The organism is Actinoplanes sp. NBRC 103695, from assembly GCF_030269485.1.
Lineage (GTDB): Bacteria > Actinomycetota > Actinomycetes > Mycobacteriales > Micromonosporaceae > Actinoplanes.
The window spans coordinates 366,543-382,846 of sequence record NZ_BSTL01000003.1; the positions used below are offsets into that span (position 1 = coordinate 366,543).

Below are 16,304 nucleotides of genomic sequence, written 5' to 3' on the forward strand. Positions count from 1 at the left end.
CTGCCATCCGCCTGCGGTGCTGCCCGCGCGTGGTACCGCGGTACCACGAGACTCCTCAGACGAGGCCGAGCCGAGGTATCCGGATGGCTGGGTGCCCGAGGGGCGGAACGCCGGGCCGCGTCGCGCACCTCGTACTGCGATCTTCGTATCCGGAGCCTGCGCCTGCACGACGACGCGGCCGTGGCCGGGCCGAGAGGCTGTGAGCAACGTTCACCACAGAAGTGGAGTGTCGCGTCATGGCAGGCATGCTCAGTCGTCTCGGTCGCTTTTCCTATCGCCGGCGGTGGCTGGTGGTCGCGGTGTGGTTGCTCGCGCTCGGCGGGGCGGTGCTGCTCGCCACCGGGTCGGAAGGACCGGTCAACACCAGGGCGACGATGCCGGGAATCGAGTCGCAGCAGGCTTTCGACCTGATCGCGGAGCGGTTCCCCGGTGCCGCCGCCGACGGGGCTTCGGCGACCATCGTGTTCGTCGCTCCGCCCGGCGAGGCGCTGACGTCCGCGGCGAACGCGCGGGCCGTCGACGCGGCGCTGGCGTCGGTTGCCGGCGGCACTCAGGTGTCGCGGGTCGTCCCGCCCTCGGCCGGCGGGAGCATCAGCGCCGACGGTTCGACCGGGTTCGCGTCGGTGTCGTACGGGGTGTCTTCGTCCGAGGTGACCGAGGAGTCACGCGCCGCGCTGGCCGGCGCGGTGGAACAGGCGCGCGGTGCCGGGCTGACGGCGGAGATGTCCGGCTCGGCGCTCAAGACCGGCACCAAGATGGGTGCCATGGAGCTCGCCGGGGTCGCGATCGCCGCGGTCGTGCTGCTGATGACCTTCGGGTCCATGGTGGCAGCGGGTCTGCCGCTCCTCACGGCGATCATCGGGGTGGCCGTCTCGTTCCTCGGCGTCTGGGCGGTGGCCGGCCCGCTGAACATGACCGTCACCAGCGGCATGCTCGCCCTGATGCTGGGGCTGGCGGTCGGTATCGACTACGCGATGTTCGTGGTGTCGCGTTTCCGGGAGGAGCGCCACGGCAACGATGATGCGGAGCGGGCGGCCGGTCGCGCGGTGGGGACGGCCGGCTCCGCGGTGGCCTTCGCCGGGACGACCGTGGTGATCGCGCTCGCCGGGCTGTCGGTGGTCGGCATTCCGTCGCTGGCGAAGATGGGTCTGGCCGCCGCGGGTGCGGTGGTGGTGGCCGTCCTGGTGGCGCTGACCCTGGTCCCGGCGTTGCTCGGCTTCGCGCCGAATCTGGTGCTCTCCCGGGCGCAGCGCCGCGGCGGTGACATCCCGGCCCGCCGTTCGGCGGCGGGTCCCTGGATGCGGTTGGTGCTGCGCCGCCCGCTGCTGATCACGCTGGCCGGTGTCGCGCTACTGGCCACGATCGCCGTACCGGCCTTGTCCTTGCAGCTCGGCACGCGCGGGGATGCCTCGCTGCCGGTCACCGAGACCCAGAGACGCGCGTACGACCTGCGGGCGGCGGCGTTCGGTCCGGGGTTCAACGGTCCGCTGACGGTGGTGGTCGACGCGCGCGGCGTCGCCGACCCCGAGAGAGCGGTGGCGGCCGTGGCGGACAGCTTGCGGACGACCGGTGGCGTGGCGTCGGTGTCGAAGGCGACCTTCAACCAGCGGGGCGACACGGCGATCCTCACCGCCGTACCGTCGACCGGCCCGGCCGACGAACGCACCGAGGATCTGGTGCGGAGGCTGCGGGCCGCGCGGCCGGGTGTGGAGGCCGCCGGTCACGTGACGTACGAGATCACCGGCACCACCGCGCTGGACATCGACATGGCGCACAAGACGCGGTCGGCGCTCGTGCCGTACGTGGCGATCGTGATCGGTCTTGCCGTGCTCCTTCTGCTGGTGGTGTTCCGTTCGGTCTGGATCCCGGTCAAGGCGGCGCTCGGTTTCCTGCTGTCGCTGTTCGCCGCGCTCGGGGTGATCGTCGCGGTGTTCCAGTGGGGCTGGGCGGCAGATCTGCTCGGCGTCGAGCAGACCGGGCCGGTGATGAGCCTGATGCCGATCCTTCTGGTGGGCATCGTGTTCGGGCTGGCGATGGACTACGAGGTCTTCCTGGTGTCGCGGATGCGGGAGGCCCACGCGCACGGCAGGCCGGCTGACGACGCGATCGTCACCGGGTTCGAGCAGAGTTCGAAGGTGGTCGTCGCGGCCGCGGTGATCATGATCGCGGTGTTCGGCGGGTTCGCGGCGGCCGACGAACCGTTGATCAAGATGGTGGGTCTCGCGCTCGCGTGTGCGGTCTTCTTCGACGCTTTCGTGGTGCGCCTGACGCTGGTGCCCGCGGTCCTGCACCTGCTCGGCGAGCGGGCCTGGTGGCTGCCGCGATGGCTCGACCGGATGGTGCCGCACGTCGACGTGGAGGGCGAGTCGACGGGCGAGCCGGAACCTGAGCCGGAGCCCGTTCCGGTGCTGATCGCGCGTTGATGAGCCAGGTAGTGTCGGCCCGATGAACGTGCTGGTCGCGCTGGTCGCGTTCATCTTCGCCGCCCTCGGTGCGAGTCTCAGCACCGAGGGCATCCTCCGGCCGGCCGAGCTGCTTCCCGGTGTGCTGCTGAGCCTGGTCGCGAGCGGGGCGCTGTTCGCGGCGGGCCGCCATCCGCGCGCGGCGACCGTGGTGGCGATCTGCTGCGAGGCAACCGCGTGCGCGGCCGGCTACCTGCCGACGCCGTTGCTGCTGGCCCCGCTGATCGGATGCCTGTATCGGCTCACGGTTCTCGGCGAGACGAAAGCGGCCGCCTGGTGGACGGGGATTTCGGTGGGCGCGGTGATGCTGGGCGGTGCGGCGGGCGACGCGGACCCGACGGGAGGCTCCTTGCTTCTGCGGACCGTCGGCGTCGCCCTGTGGCTGCTGCCGGCGGTGTTCGCCGGGCGGATGACCCATGCCCAGCGGGCGTACCTGCGGATGGTCCAGGCCCGCGCCGAGGACGCCGAACGCGGCCGGGAGGACGACCTGCGTCGCCGGCTGAGCGAGGAACGCCTGCGCATCGCGCGTGACCTGCATGATGTTGTCGCGCATCACCTTGCCGTCGCGAACGCGCAGGCCGGGACCGCGGCCCATCTGCTGGCGAAGCGTCCCGAGCAGGCACGCGAGCTGCTCGCCGGGCTGGGCGGCTCCACGTCGGCTGCTCTGCGGGAGCTCAAGGCGACCGTGGGGTTGCTGCGTGGCCCCGGCGACGACTCCTCTGCGGGCACCTCGGCGGGCACCTCGCCGGCGCCCGGCCTCGACCAGCTGCAGGAGGTGATCGAGGCCTGCCGGGCGGCCGGGATCGACGTCTCCGTGGTCACCGACGGGACGCCGCGGCCCTTGCCGCCGCTGGTTGAGCTCACCGCGTTCCGGATCGTCCAGGAGGCCCTGACCAACGTCACCAAGCACGCGGTCCGCCCGGTCGTCACGATCTCTATCGCGTACGAGGAGGACACGTTCTCCGCCGACGTGGTCAACACCTCTGCCCGGCCCACTCCCGCGGGAACGGGGGGTTACGGGCTGATCGGCATGCGCGAGCGCGCGCTCGCGGTCGGCGGGTCGGTCCGGACGGGTCCGGCCGGCCACGATCGGTACGCGGTCGCCCTCACGATCCCACTGGCCCCCTGGCAGGAAGACCGGGTACCCCGATGATCCAGATCCTGCTCGCCGACGACCAGGCGTTGCTGCGCTCGACGTTCCGCATGCTGATCGACTCCTGTGACGACATGACGGTCGTCGCCGAGGCCGCGAACGGCGAGGAAGCCGCCGATCTCGCCAGCCGGCACCGGCCGGACCTGGTCCTGATGGACATCCGGATGCCGGTCCTCGACGGGCTGGCCGCGACACGGCGCATCTGCTCCACGCCCGAGCTCGCACGCACCCGGGTGCTGATCCTCACCACGTTCGAGACCGACGAATACGTGGCCCGCGCGCTCGAGGCGGGCGCCAGCGGATTCCTCGGCAAGGACGTCACGCCGGAGAGCCTGCTCGCCGGGATCCGGACCGTGGTCGGCGGGGAGGCGCTGCTCTCGCCGGCGGCCACCCGCGCGCTGATCGATCGCTTCCTGTCCGCTCCCGGCCGCACCGGCGGGCCGCCCCGGGGATCGCTGGCGGCGCTGACCGACCGGGAGCGCGAGATCGCCGCGCTGGCCGCCCACGGCCTGTCGAACCAGGAGATCGCCGAACGGCTGGTGGTGAGCCCGTTGACGGTACGGACGCACATCCACCGGGCGATGATGAAGGTGCAGGCCCGCGACCGCGCCCAGCTGGTCGTCGCCGCCTACCAGCAGGGGCTGGTCCGGGTGCGATGAGCGGCGGGCCGGCTACCGCTTCGCGGGCTTCCGGGCCGGCTCGCCGCACCAGTGCAGGAGCGCGGATCGCAGGCCGGTGGTGTCGGCCGGGGAGCCTGACCACGCCGCGTACGCGTCCGGGCGTACCAGAGTGATCCGGTCGCCGGCCGGGGTCGCCCCGGTGAGGGTGACCCGCTCGGACCAGGCGCCGATGTCGAGATCCGGCTTGCCGAGCAGCGCGAACCGGCCGTCCCGCAACACCTCGTAGACCCGGCGGCCGTCGGCCAGCGGACCGTCCGGCACCCGGGCCGCGCCGTCGCCGTAACCGATGCCGACCCCGGAGATCATGATGGCGCTCTTGCGGCGGATCGCCGGCACGCTCAGCGGGATCCGGATCGCCGCCATGCGTAGCGCACGCTGCAGCGGCGAACGGGCGATCCCGGAGCGGACCAGGGCGCCCGAGGTCTTCACCGCTTTCCGGCCGATCGGGTACCGCTCCGACTCGTAGCTGTCCAGCAGCCGGTCGTGCCCGCGGACCGCGGCGGCCAGTTTCCAGCCGAGGTTGGCGGCGTCCTGGATGCCGGTGTTCATGCCCTGTCCACCGGCGGGGGAGTGGCAGTGCGCGGCGTCGCCGGCCAGGAAGACCCGCCCCACCCGATAGCTCGGCGCCTGGCGTTCGTCGGAGTGGAAGCGCGACATCCAGCGCGGATCGTGCATCCCGAAGTCGGTGCCGCACGCCGTGCGGACCGTCGCCCGGATCTCGTCGAGCTCGACCGGCTCGGAGACCAGCCGCTCGTCGCTGTTCCAGCTGAAGATCCGGTACCAGCCGTCGCCGAACGGCGCGATGAAGGCCATGGCGCCGACGGCGGAGCTGACGGTGAGCGTCTCCGCGGGCACCTCGGCCAGCCGCACGTCGGCCAGCATGATCGAGCGCAACACGGACCGGCCGGGGAAGGACAGCCCGATCGAGCGGCGGACCACGCTGTGCACGCCGTCGCAGCCGACTAGGTAACGGGCCCGCAGCGTACGACCGTCGGCGAGGGTGGCGGTGACGCCGTCGGCGTCCTGGTCCACCGACTCCACGGCGGCGGCGGAGGTCACCCGGGCGCCGCGACCGGCCAGTACGCGCTCGGTCTCGTACTGCGGGGTGACCAGGACGAAGGGGAAGCGGCTCGGCACGCCGGCCAGGCTCACCGTGGCCCGGTTGAAGAGCCGGATGCCGGGGAGTCGCCGGCCGGTCGCGACTAGTTCGTCGGCGACCCCGCGTACGTCGAGCTGCTCGAGGGTCCGGGCGTGCACGGCGAACGCGCGGGTGGTGTTGGGCTCCGACGATCGACGTTCCAGCACCTGGTGGGCGACCCCGGCCCGGGTCAGGTCACCCGCCAGCGTCAGGCCGGTCGGGCCGGCGCCGACGATCAGGACATCGGTATCCATCGCGATCACCCTCCGCTTGCCAACAACTGTTGGCCCATCCTCCCGGACGCCGGACGGGAGAGTCAACGGGTGTAGGCCTACAGTTGTTGGCATGACCGTGGACCAGGATGTGCCGCCCCGCCGCTCCGACCGCACCCGGGCGGCGATCCTGGCCGCGGCCCGGGAACGCTTCGCCGCCGACGGGTACGCGAAGGCCACCATCCGCGCCATCGCCGCCCAGGCCGGCATCGATCCCTCGATGGTCATGCGCTACTACGGCTCCAAGGAGAAGCTGCTGGCCGCGGCGGCTGACTTCGGTCTGGAACTGCCGGACCTGACGCTGCTCGCTCCCGCCGAGCGGACCGTAGCGCTGGTCCGGCACCTGCTCGACCTCTGTGAGCGCAATGACACGATGATCGCGCTGCTGCGGGTCGCGGCGACCCAGGAGGCGGCGGCCGAGCGCTCCCGGTTTCTCGTCGCGAACCAGATCGAGCCGCTGATCGCCACGATCGAGCCCGATCCGGAGCTGGCCCGGCAGCGGGCCGGCCTGCTGGCGACGCAGATGCTGGGCCTGGCGCTGACCCGCTACGTGCTGGAACTGCCCGCGGTGGTGGCCATGAGCGCCGATGAGCTGGCAGCCTGGATGTCCCCGGTGCTCCAGCACTACCTCACCGGCCGGCCGGACTGACCCCTGCTCCCTACGCGTCGCCTCGTGCGCGCCCCGCCGGGCTCCTCGACGAAGAGACATATTGCATTTGATTTCGTTGAACCCCTGCAAAGGCGCAGGTGTCGCGTATTAAGGGCGCGTTACCCGATAGGGACGCAAAGTAGTTTCAAATACCGTGCCACCTTCGCTGCCGTCGTTTCCGTCAAGAGGGCATGGCGGATCAATCGAGCGAGCGGAAAGCGCCGAAGTCGCGTCACCGGCGGCGGGGTCGTGGGCGTCGTCGGCTGAGATGGGTGGCGGCGGCGATCGCCGTGCTGATCGCGGGCGCCGGCGTCACGGTCGCCGTCTACGTGAACTCGGTGGACCTCCCGGCCGATCCCGTCAAGGTGCAGGCATCGACGCTCTACTACCGTGACGGCAGGACGATCCTGGCCCGGGTCGGCACGCAGAATCACAGTGACGTTCCGTTGTCCGCGGTGCCCGAGCACGTGCGGCAGGCGGTCCTGGCCGCCGAGGACCGAGACTTCTACGACCATCCGGGGTTCTCGGTGCGCGGCATCCTGCGCGCGGTGATGGCGAACATCAGCGGGAAGCGCGAGGGCGCCTCGACCATCACCCAGCAGTACGCCCGCAACGCGTACCTCACCCAGGATGTCTCCCTGGACCGCAAGGCCAAGGAGTTCGCGCTCGCCGTCAAGCTCGAGCGCAAGCTCGGCAAGGACCAGATCCTGGAGCGCTACCTCAACACCATCTACTACGGACGGAACGCCTACGGGATCGCGGCGGCGGCGTACGCCTACTTCGGCGTGACCACGGACCGCCTGACCGCGGCACAGGGCGCCGTGCTGGCGGCCACCATCAAGGACCCGTTCGGGTACGACCCCGCCAACAACGCCCTGGCGGCACAGCAGCGATGGACGTGGATCATCGGCGCCGCACGGGAGAAGGGCTGGCTGGGTGGCGCTCTGGCGTACCCGGACGTGTCCCGTCCGTCGGCGGCCGACGCGGGGCCGAGCGGCATCGTGATCGACCGGGTGGAGCAGGAACTGGCCGCCCGCGGCGTGACCTCGAGGGCGTTGCACACCCAAGGCCTGTCCGTCGTCACCACGCTGGACGCCCAGGCGCAACAGGCCGGACTCGCCCAGGTCGCCAAACACCTCGCCGGTCAGCCGAAGGATCTGCGGGTGGCGCTGGTCGCGGTCGACCCGCACAGCGGCGGTGTCCTCGCCTACTACGGCGGCAAGCAGCGCGGCAACTTCGACGACGCCTCCGCCGCCCACCCGGCGGCCTCCACGTTCAAGCCCATCGTGCTGGCCGCCGCGCTGGAGGTCGGGATCAGTGCGCAGTCGCTGTGGGACGGCAGCTCGCCGCGGCTGTTCCCGGGCCGGCTGGGCGTGCCGCTGTACAACCATGACGACCAGCAGTGCCCGGCCTGCACGCTGACGGAGTCGATGGTCGACTCGCTGAACACGCCCTTCTACGCGGTCACCGAGAAACTGGGCGCGGACCGGGTCCGCGAGAAGGCCTTCGACCTAGGCATCTCACCCGAGTACGGGAACACCCGCGCGCTGGTCGACGCCAAGGGCGACCCCAAGCCGGGCCGGACCCGCCCGGACATCGCGATCGGCCGCTACGCGGTCACCCCCGCCGACCTCGCCACCGTGTACGCCACCTTCGCCGGCGCCGGTGTCCGGCACGACCGGCACTTCGTCGATTCGGTCACCGGCGCCGACCAGCGCCGGCTCTGGAAGGCCGAGGCTCGGCCCCGGCGGGTGCTGGACCGTGCGGCCGCCGCCGACATCACGTCGGTGCTCGCCGCCGTCGTCGACAAGCACGCCATGACGCCGGACCGGCCGGCCGCCGGCAAGACCGGCACCCAGCAGTGGGGCAACACCAAGGACAGCCAGGACGCCTGGATGGCCGGTTACACACCCGAACTGGCCAGCGTGGTGTGGATCGGCAAGGCGAACCCCGGCCCGATCCGTGACAAGCGCGGCAAGGCGATCGACGGCGACACCATGCCGGCCCAGCTCTGGACGGCCTTCACGCGAGAGGCACTGCGCGGCCGCCCGGTGACGCCCCTGCCCGAGCCGGGCAACGTCGGCAAGGCCGGCGCGTTCGATGTCAGACCGTCCGCGCCCGAGAGCGAACCGGGCGGGAAACCCGTTCCGCGCGACCTGTCCACTCCGGACCCGAGGGACCTGGCGAAGGACGCTCGCCAGAAGGCCGCGGCGGCACAGCGTAAAGAGGCGCCTGAGCCGGACACCTCGCAGGAACCGACCACGCGCCGAAGCGGATAGGCCGGCGTATCCGGCCGGCCTTCCGTCGCTCTCAGCGGCGCGTGAGGTCGGCCGGGGTGAAGGTGCCGTCGGCCAGGTGGCGTTCGATTCCTTCGAGGCTGCGGCCGCTCAGCTCGGGCATCTTCTTGTAGAGGAACCCGAACGCGATCAGATTGAACACCGCGTACATCCAGAAGGTCTGGCCCGTGCCGATGGCCTTCATCGTGCTGAGCAGGGTCAGGGTGATCAGCACGTTCGTGCCCCACAGGGACGCCGACTGCACGGCGGCGCCCGCCGCCCGGGTGGCCAGCGGATAGATCTCCGAACCGGTCAGCCATCCCATGAGCTGGATGCCGCCGGCGGTGAAGGCCATGAAGGCGATCAGGGTGGCGACGATCCACGGGATCATCGACTTGCCGTCGTTGCCGGTGACGAAGAACGAGCCGAGCACGATGAGCGCGACCGCGGCGCACGGCAGGGTCAGCAGCGTCAGCCGTCGGCGGCCGACCCGGTCGATGATGGTCAGGCCGATGAGCTGCGCAATCAGGTAGGTCAACCCGAGCGCGACGGAGACCCGGAGAGCCGTCGACTCGCTGAAGCCGTTGTCGGTGAGGATCGTCGGCGTGTAGTAGACGATCATCTCGATGCCGGACAGCTGGGTGAAGATGGCCAGCCCGCAGCCGACCACCAGCGCCGGGCGTACCCATGCCGCCTTGAGACCTGCCCACCCGCGGGTCTTCGCCTGCTTCTCGGCCTTGACGTTGTCCTCGATCTCGCCGAACTCCTCGTCGAGGTCGCTCTCCGGGTGACGCACCCGGGCCAGCGCCTCCCGCGCACGGTCGGCGTGACCCTCGCGCAGCAGCCAGCGAGGGCTCTCCGGCAACCGGAACATCAACCCGAACATGATCGCGGCCGGCACGGCGGCCATGCCGATCGCGACCCGCCAGTCGATCACCTCAGACGCCCCGACGATGGTGGCGATGACGATGCCGACGCCGATCGCGATCTGGAAGAACAGCACCAGACGCCCGCGATAGGCGGTCGGGGCAAGCTCGGCGACGTACACCGGGGCGGTCTGGGTGGCGCCGCCGACGGCGAAGCCGAGGACGAGCCGGCTGATCGACAGCGTGACCGGATCCGGCGAGAGCGAGGCGGCGAGGGCGCCGACCACGAAGACGATGCCGACGAGCAGCAGCGTTCCGCGCCGGCCCCGGCGTTCGGCCAGCCGGCTGCAGGTGAGGGCGCCGATGACGGCGCCCACCAGGATCGACGCCGCGATCACCTGTTCCCAGCCGTGACCGATGTCGAAGTCCTTGCCGATCTGGAGCAGGGCGCCGGAGATGATGCCGGTGTCGTACCCGTAGAGCAGCCCCGAGACGGCGGAGACGAGGGCGACCACGATCACCGAACCGGTGAGCCGGTCCGTACGCCGAGTTTCCTGCTTGATCCGGCTCATCCGGTCAGTCTCAGCGGGCCCGCCGGACCCCGCAACTCGGTGGATCAAAGGGCTCGGCCGAGGGCCTCGGTCAGCGCGACCGGCGTGACGACGAGCTTGTCGAAGCGCCAGCCGTCCTCGGTGCGCCGGGCGCCGTAGGTGTGGAACCCGGCGGCGATGGCCTCCGTCGTGTCGTCGATGACGAACACGCCGATGTCGTGCGCCCGCACGGTGGCGGTCTCGCCGTCGATCTCGATGACCAGGTTGGATTTGCAGTGCAAGGTCCGGGCGTACGTGCCCTGGCTCCTGCCGACGAGCTCGTTGAGCGCCGCGATGCCGCGTGCCTCCCCACGTGGCGACCTGACGACGACGTCGTCGGTGAACAGCCGGCCGGTCTCGTGCCGGCGGCCCTCGTCGACCCACAGGCTGTGCCGGGCAACCAGGTCGGCAAGCTCGGCGCGGTCGGTGAGCGCCCGGATCATGGTGTCGGTGCTGGTCACGATTGTCTCCCCACGAACTCGTTCGTACGACTAACGTTAGTCCTCCGAACGGTATCACAATCGTTAGTGGTCTGAACGATTCGGTAGAGTGGCTTCATGGAGCCGGCCGAGGAGAGGACGCAGCCCGGGTGGGCGCGCCTGCCCAGCTGGCTGCTGACCCAGACCGCCGCGCAGGCGCACCGCCTGGTGGGCGAGGGCTTCGCGGCGGTGGACGCCCGCGGCTTCCACTACCGGCTGCTGGCGACGCTGGCGGAGCACGGACCGGCCAGCCAGGCCGCGCTGGGCCGCCGCAGCGGCATCCACCTCAGCGACATGGTCGCGACGGTCAACGAGCTCGCCGACCGCGGCCAGGTCGAGCGCGCCCCCGACCCGTCCGATCGGCGGCGCAACATCGTGTCGCTGACGGCAGCGGGGGAGCGGCAGCTGCGCCTGCTGGAGAAACACCTGGCCGCGACCCAGGAGGCGTTGCTGGCGCCCCTCACGCCCGAGGAACGGCAGCAGCTGATCGACCTGCTGTCCAGGCTGCTCGACCACCACGACCGGGCCTGAGCACTTCCGTCCGCGGCGGCGGGGCCGCTGAGCGGCGTCACGGGTGCCCCGCGATCAGCCGCAGGAGCCGACGAACCCTATGAGCCGGCCGCGATGTCGACGAAGCCGTGCACGAGGGACCTGCGTTCGCGCCGCCGCCAGGCGACGACCAGCGGGCTCGGCGCGACGCCGTCCACGGGGACGACGACGATGCCGTTCGCGCGGTTGATCGTGAGCGGGGCGAGACCGACCGCGTCCGACCACAGGACGGCCTGAATGCACTCCCGTACGGTCCGGACGACGGTGTCGACGCCGGGCACGGCCTCGCGGCCGCCGGCCCAGAAGTCCCGCCAGAGCGGGTCGGCGGAGTCCGCGAGGCGGAACCAGCGCCGGTCCCGCAGATCGCTCAGCCGTACCCGGTCCCTGGCGGCGAGCGGATCGGACTCCCGCAGGACGACCCCGACAGCGTCCCGGCGGATCTCGGCGACGGCGATTCCGGCCGCGTTGAAGGGGCCGCGGGTGACGGCGACGTCGGCCAGCCCGCGGTCGACACCCACGGTGGGATCGGTGAGGTCGCCCTCCACGATGCGGATCTCCACGCCGGGATAACGTTCCCGGAAGGTGTCGATCATCGCCCGGCCCGCGTGATCCAGGCTGTCGGCCAGCGTCCCGATCGTGATGACGCGGGTGTCGGACGCCTGGGTCACCAGCGACGGCAGCGACTCCACCCGGGCGAGTACCTCGCGTGCCTCGGGCAGCAGTGCGTGACCAGCCGGCGTCAAGGTCATCCCGCGAGCGGTACGCGTGAACAACTCGACGCCGAAGTTGTCCTCCAGCGCCTTGATCGCCCTGCTCAGCGGTGGTTGCGACATGTGCAGCCGGGCCGCCGCCCGGCCCACGTTGAGCTCCTCCGCCACCGCGACGAAGTAGGTGAGCGAACGGAGATCCACCCCACCGACGATACCCACAAGGTATGGCATGGGCGGAACGGGTCTTGGACCCGGGCCGCCGATCGAGATCCAATGAACCGGTGACCGACGGATCGCGCCTCGAACGAGGCATCAGGGTCTACGCCGAGACCTTCGGCGTGGACGAAGAGGCGCTCCCCGGCGTGTTCGCCGACCGGGTCGGCAGCCGCTTCGCGCAGGAGGCCATCTTCGCGGCGGGCGGCCCGGCCTGGAACGACACGGCGCTGGACGACCGGAGCCGCAGCGTCGCGATCCTCACCGCGCTGATCTGTCAGGGCGTGCGGGGCGACCGGCTCTCCAGCCACCTCGAACGCGCGGTCCGCGCCGGGCTGGACCAGCCGGCGCTGGAGGTTCTGACCGTGCTCCTGTCGCTGTACGTGGGCCAGGCTCGCACTTCCTTGGCGGCCGAGGACATTCACGCGTTCTTCATCGACCGAACAGCCCACGAGCGCGAGTCGCGCGGGCAGGAAGGAACGGCAACACCATGGCCATCCTCTGGACGGGCGTAGCGGTCGCCGGTGTCGCGGCCGTGCTCCTCGCGATCCGGTCGTTCCGGCCCTCGCCGCTGCCGGCCCCGGAACCGTGGACGGATCCGCTGCCCCCGGCCTCGCCGCCGGCGGACATGGCGATCTACCGGCTCCCCACCGGCACGTACGAGAACAAGGCCTTTCTGGCGTACCGCGGCGGGTCGTTCTCCGAGAACCGGCGCTTCGCCGCGACCGCCGTGCTCATCCGGCATCCGGCGGGCGACCTGCTGATCGACGCCGGGTTCGGCGAGGACGTCGCCGCGCACATCGCCACGATGCCGGCCTATCAGCGCAGCCCCCACGAGGTCGGCACCACCGTCCATCAGCAGCTGCTGGCGAAGAACTACGACCTGACCCGGATGCGTGGCGTCATCATCACGCACGCCCACTGGGACCATGTGAGCGGCCTGGACCGGCTTCCCGTACCCATCTGGATGAATGCCGAGGAGAGCAGGTACGTCGAACGGGCCAAGGGCGCGGTCGTGTTCCGCGACGTGTCGCGCGGCCACGAGATCCACCGGTACGCGTTCGACGGGCCGGCCTATCTCGGGTTCCCGGCCAGCCACGACGTGCACGGCGACGGCTCGGTGGTCATCGTCGAGGCCGGGGGGCACACCGACGGCTCCGTGGTGGTCTTCGTGACCCTTCCCGACGGCCGCCGGTTCGCCTTCATCGGCGATCTGACCTGGCAAATGGAAGGGGTGACGCTGCGGGCGGAGCGGCCGGGGCTGCTGCGGATGCTGGCCGACGTCCGGCCGGCCGACGTGCGTACCGGTCTCCTGCGGATCATCGCCCTGTCCGATCGGGTGCACGTGGTGCCCGCCCACGACGTCGGCGCGTTCGACGCGATCCCCGAATGGCAATTCACCCCTGCGGGGGCCTGAGGATCGTCAGTTCCGCATGGCCGAACGGTCGCGCGGCGGCTGCGATGAGCACCTGGTGGGACTGGCGCCGCGGCGGTACGGTGCACCTTATGTCCGGAGAGTGCGCGTCGCGCACGGCATGGTGGCGCCGATGGGCGGGCCTTCCGGCCTTCGTCGCCCTCTTCTTCGCCACCTCGGTGGTCACCGGGACCGCGCAGACAGCGCAGGCATCAACGGCTGTTCCGGGGCCGTCGGCGGTTCAGGTCGTCATCGTGCCGGCCCCGCACGTCCTGGGGCAACGGCCGGACCTCCCGGTCGTCGGGCACGGCGGGCAGCGCCGCGTAGCACCGGATCCGGCGGGGCTCGCATGGCTGCCGGAGCGGGCCGGCGTCGGGACCGTCACGTGGTGGCACCTGCGATGCGACAGCGACGTACAGCGGAAACAGACGGGCCGGGACGCCCGTCAGGTCAGGGGACCGCCGGGACGGCGTGCAGCAGACGCCTTGTCCTGACCCCGGCGCCGCGGGCGGTCTCGCCGTGCCGTGCGCCACCCCTGCCCTAGGAGAATCATCGTGTCGCGCGCTACTGCCGTGCGCGCATTTCTTGCCCTTGTCGTGCTCGTCGTGTCCGGGTGGCTCGTCGCCACCCGGCCGGCGCGGCTGGGGCTCGATCTGCGCGGCGGAACCCAAATCGTGTTGCAGACCCGGGACGGCGATCAGACCCGAGCCGACGCCGCCACCACCGACGAGGCCATGGAGGTGCTGCGCCGGCGGGTCGACGGGCTCGGCGTCAGCGATTCGACGCTGGTCCGTTCCGGCGACCGGCGGATCATCGTGGAACTGCCCGGGGTCACCGACCCCCGGGAGGCCGCCGAGGTCATCGGCCGCACCGCCCAGTTGTCCTTCCGGCCGGTGCTGACCCCCGCCGGTCCCGGACCCGCGAAGCCGCCGGCCGGGGGGCTCGCGGTGCCCGACGAGACCGGCAGTCCCTTGCTGCTGGGCCCGGCGGCCTTGTCCGGCCGGCAGATCGACGACGCTCAGGCCATCACCGAACCCCCGGTCGGCTGGCAGGTGGCGGTCGACTTCGCCGGCGACGGCACCCAGGCCTGGCAACGGCTGACCGCCCGGGCCGCCTGCTCGCCACCGGGTGACCCGGGTCGCCGGGTTGCGATCCTGCTCGACGACCAGGTGGTCTCGTCTCCCCAGGTCAGCCCGGAGGCGGCCTGCGAGGTCGGGTTCGCCGGGCCGGCCATGCGGATCACCGGCTCCTTCACCGCGGACGAAGCCCGCGACCTGGCCCTGCTGATCCGGGCCGGGGCGCTGCCCGTGCCGGTCGACGTCATCCAGCAGCAGCTTGTCGGCCCCACTCTCGGCGAACAAGCGATTGACGACTCGGTCCGGGCGGCTCTGCTCGGTGCGCTCGCCACCATCCTGTTCATCATTGCCGTGTACCGCTTCGTCGGTGCGCTGGCGGCCTTGGCGCTCGTGGCGTACGGGCTGATCTCGTACGCGGCCCTGCTGGTGGTCGGCTCGGCTCTGACCCTGCCCGGGCTGGCCGGGTTCGTGCTGGCGATCGGAATGGCGGTCGACGCGAACGTCCTGGTCTTCGAAAGGGCACGGGAGGAGTACGCCGCGAAGCCGTCCCTGCGTACGGCCATCCGGGACGGATTCAGCCGGGCCTGGTCGGCGATCGCCGACTCCAACATCACCACGCTGGTGGCCGCCGCGCTGCTGATCCTGCTGGCGTCCGGCCCGGTACGCGGCTTCGGCATCACCCTGGCCATCGGCGTGCTGGTCTCCATGTTCACGGCGCTGGTCCTCACCCGGCTCCCGGCCGAGGCCTTGCTGCGGCGACGGTGGCTGGTCGTCCGGCCCCGCTGGAGCGGCCTGGCCCACCAGGGCTGGGTGCGGCGGACCATCGTGGCCCGCGATCCGAACCTGATGGGTCGCCGCCGCCGGTGGCTGGTCCTCTCGGCGGCGGCGGTGCTGCTCGCCTTCGCCGGTGTCGCCGCCCGCGGCGTGGACCTGGGCGTGGAGTTCGTCGGTGGCCGGCTGGTCGAGTACTCGACCAGCCGGCCTTTGACGGCCGAGACGGCCCGGGAGGCAGTGACGGCCGCGGGCGTGGACCGGGGGATCGTCAGCAAGATCGGCGGCGGCAACCTGTCGGTACGCGCCGGTGCGTTCGACGACGCCACGGAGCAACGGGTACGCGACGCCCTGACCGCCCGCGGGGGTGGCGATGTGCAGCGGCTCCGCGACGACAAGGTCGGGCCCAGCCTCGGCGCCGAGTTGCGGAACAAGGCGCTGCTCGCGCTGGGCGTCGCGCTGGCGGCGCAGATGGCGTACCTGTCGCTGCGGTTCCCGTGGCGCTGGGGCGCCGCGGCGGTGCTGGCGATGGCCCACGACGTGATCATCCTCATCGGAGTGTTCGCCTGGCTCGGCAAGCCCGTGGACGGGGTCTTCCTGGCGGCTCTGCTGACCGTCATCGGGTACTCGGTCAACGACTCCGTGGTGGTCTTCGACCGGATCCGGGAACTGGTCCGAGCCCAGCGGGGCCGGAGTCCCCGGTTGCGTACACCGTTCGCCGCGCTGGCGAACGCGGCCTGCCTGCAGACCGTCCCCCGGACGGTCAACACCGGGCTCGGGGCGGTGTTCGTCCTGGTCGCCCTGGCTGTTCTGGGCGGGTCGTCACTGGGCGACTTCGCGATCGCCCTGCTGATCGGGATCCTGGTGGGCACGTACTCGTCGGTGTTCCTGGCGACGCCGCTGTCCATCACCTTCAGGTCCCGCTGATCGAGAGAAGGGGCCCGGTCGTCCTTCTCAGAACAGGGGCAGCCGGGCACCCGGATCGAGTTCACGCCCGTTGTGACGG

The 16,304-nt window shown here is 71.4% G+C and carries 13 protein-coding genes; 9 read left to right on the plus strand and 4 right to left on the minus strand.

Annotated elements, in window-relative coordinates; all coding sequences use genetic code 11:
- Positions 1 to 245: 245 nt before the first annotated feature.
- From QSK31_RS06290 to QSK31_RS06300, 3 genes are read left to right on the plus strand one after another with little or no spacing between them, the layout of a single operon-like run.
- Positions 246 to 2,423 carry an MMPL family transporter gene (locus QSK31_RS06290; protein ID WP_285681864.1) on the plus strand — a complete coding sequence of 726 codons (2,178 nt, stop codon included), beginning with the start codon at positions 246 to 248 and terminating at the stop codon, positions 2,421 to 2,423.
- 22 nt (positions 2,424 to 2,445) lie between these two features.
- Positions 2,446 to 3,615 (plus strand): sensor histidine kinase, encoded by a 1,170-nt coding sequence (locus QSK31_RS06295; protein WP_285681865.1) that lies wholly within the window; start codon positions 2,446 to 2,448, stop codon positions 3,613 to 3,615.
- On the plus strand, positions 3,612 to 4,274 hold the full coding sequence (locus QSK31_RS06300; protein WP_285681866.1) for a response regulator transcription factor: 663 nt from the start codon (positions 3,612 to 3,614) through the stop codon (positions 4,272 to 4,274). Before QSK31_RS06295 ends, QSK31_RS06300 begins: the two co-directional genes overlap by 4 nt.
- A 12-nt stretch (positions 4,275 to 4,286) precedes the next feature.
- Here the strand turns inward: QSK31_RS06300 and QSK31_RS06305 are convergent, their stop codons facing one another.
- Complete coding sequence (locus QSK31_RS06305) at positions 4,287 to 5,687, minus strand: FAD-dependent monooxygenase (RefSeq protein ID WP_285681867.1); 1,401 nt, start codon at positions 5,685 to 5,687, stop codon at positions 4,287 to 4,289.
- A 91-nt stretch (positions 5,688 to 5,778) separates the two neighbouring features.
- Between QSK31_RS06305 and QSK31_RS06310 the strand changes: the two genes are divergently transcribed.
- Together QSK31_RS06310 and QSK31_RS06315 are read left to right on the plus strand one after the other, a co-directional pair.
- The gene (locus tag QSK31_RS06310; protein WP_285681868.1) at positions 5,779 to 6,354 is read left to right on the plus strand and encodes a TetR/AcrR family transcriptional regulator; all 576 of its coding nucleotides are present in this window, start codon (positions 5,779 to 5,781) and stop codon (positions 6,352 to 6,354) included.
- Positions 6,355 to 6,626: 272 nt separating this feature from the next.
- Complete coding sequence (locus QSK31_RS06315; protein ID WP_285681869.1) at positions 6,627 to 8,633, plus strand: transglycosylase domain-containing protein; 2,007 nt, start codon at positions 6,627 to 6,629, stop codon at positions 8,631 to 8,633.
- Positions 8,634 to 8,664: 31 nt separating this feature from the next.
- Here QSK31_RS06315 and QSK31_RS06320 read toward each other — a convergent pair whose 3' ends face one another.
- Both QSK31_RS06320 and QSK31_RS06325 read right to left on the minus strand, forming a co-directional pair.
- Positions 8,665 to 10,068, minus strand: a complete 1,404-nt coding sequence (locus tag QSK31_RS06320) for a sugar porter family MFS transporter (protein ID WP_285681870.1) — start codon at positions 10,066 to 10,068, stop codon at positions 8,665 to 8,667.
- A gap of 44 nt (positions 10,069 to 10,112) precedes the next feature.
- Entirely contained in the window at positions 10,113 to 10,547 is a 435-nt protein-coding gene (locus QSK31_RS06325) for a nuclear transport factor 2 family protein (RefSeq protein ID WP_285681872.1), read from the minus strand.
- A 96-nt stretch (positions 10,548 to 10,643) separates the two neighbouring features.
- On the opposite strand from QSK31_RS06325, the gene QSK31_RS06330 reads away from it, so the two are divergent.
- Positions 10,644 to 11,096: a MarR family winged helix-turn-helix transcriptional regulator gene (locus QSK31_RS06330; RefSeq protein ID WP_285681874.1), complete on the plus strand. Its 453-nt coding sequence runs from the start codon at positions 10,644 to 10,646 to the stop codon at positions 11,094 to 11,096.
- 77 nt (positions 11,097 to 11,173) lie between these two features.
- On the opposite strand, the gene QSK31_RS06335 is transcribed toward QSK31_RS06330, so the two are convergent.
- Positions 11,174 to 12,025: a LysR family transcriptional regulator gene (locus QSK31_RS06335; RefSeq protein WP_285681875.1), complete on the minus strand. Its 852-nt coding sequence runs from the start codon at positions 12,023 to 12,025 to the stop codon at positions 11,174 to 11,176.
- 80 nt (positions 12,026 to 12,105) lie between these two features.
- Here QSK31_RS06335 and QSK31_RS06340 point away from each other — a divergent pair, with 80 nt between their 5' ends.
- From QSK31_RS06340 to secD, 3 genes are all read left to right on the plus strand, one after another.
- Positions 12,106 to 12,552, plus strand: coding sequence for a carboxymuconolactone decarboxylase family protein (locus QSK31_RS06340; RefSeq protein ID WP_285681876.1), 447 nt, complete (start codon positions 12,106 to 12,108; stop codon positions 12,550 to 12,552).
- Positions 12,528 to 13,454, plus strand: a complete 927-nt coding sequence (locus QSK31_RS06345; protein WP_285681877.1) for an MBL fold metallo-hydrolase — start codon at positions 12,528 to 12,530, stop codon at positions 13,452 to 13,454. The genes QSK31_RS06340 and QSK31_RS06345 overlap by 25 nt, the downstream gene beginning before the upstream one ends.
- A gap of 551 nt (positions 13,455 to 14,005) precedes the next feature.
- Positions 14,006 to 16,225 carry a protein translocase subunit SecD gene (gene secD / locus QSK31_RS06350; protein WP_285681878.1) on the plus strand — a complete coding sequence of 740 codons (2,220 nt, stop codon included), beginning with the start codon at positions 14,006 to 14,008 and terminating at the stop codon, positions 16,223 to 16,225.
- Positions 16,226 to 16,304: the final 79 nt, after the last annotated feature.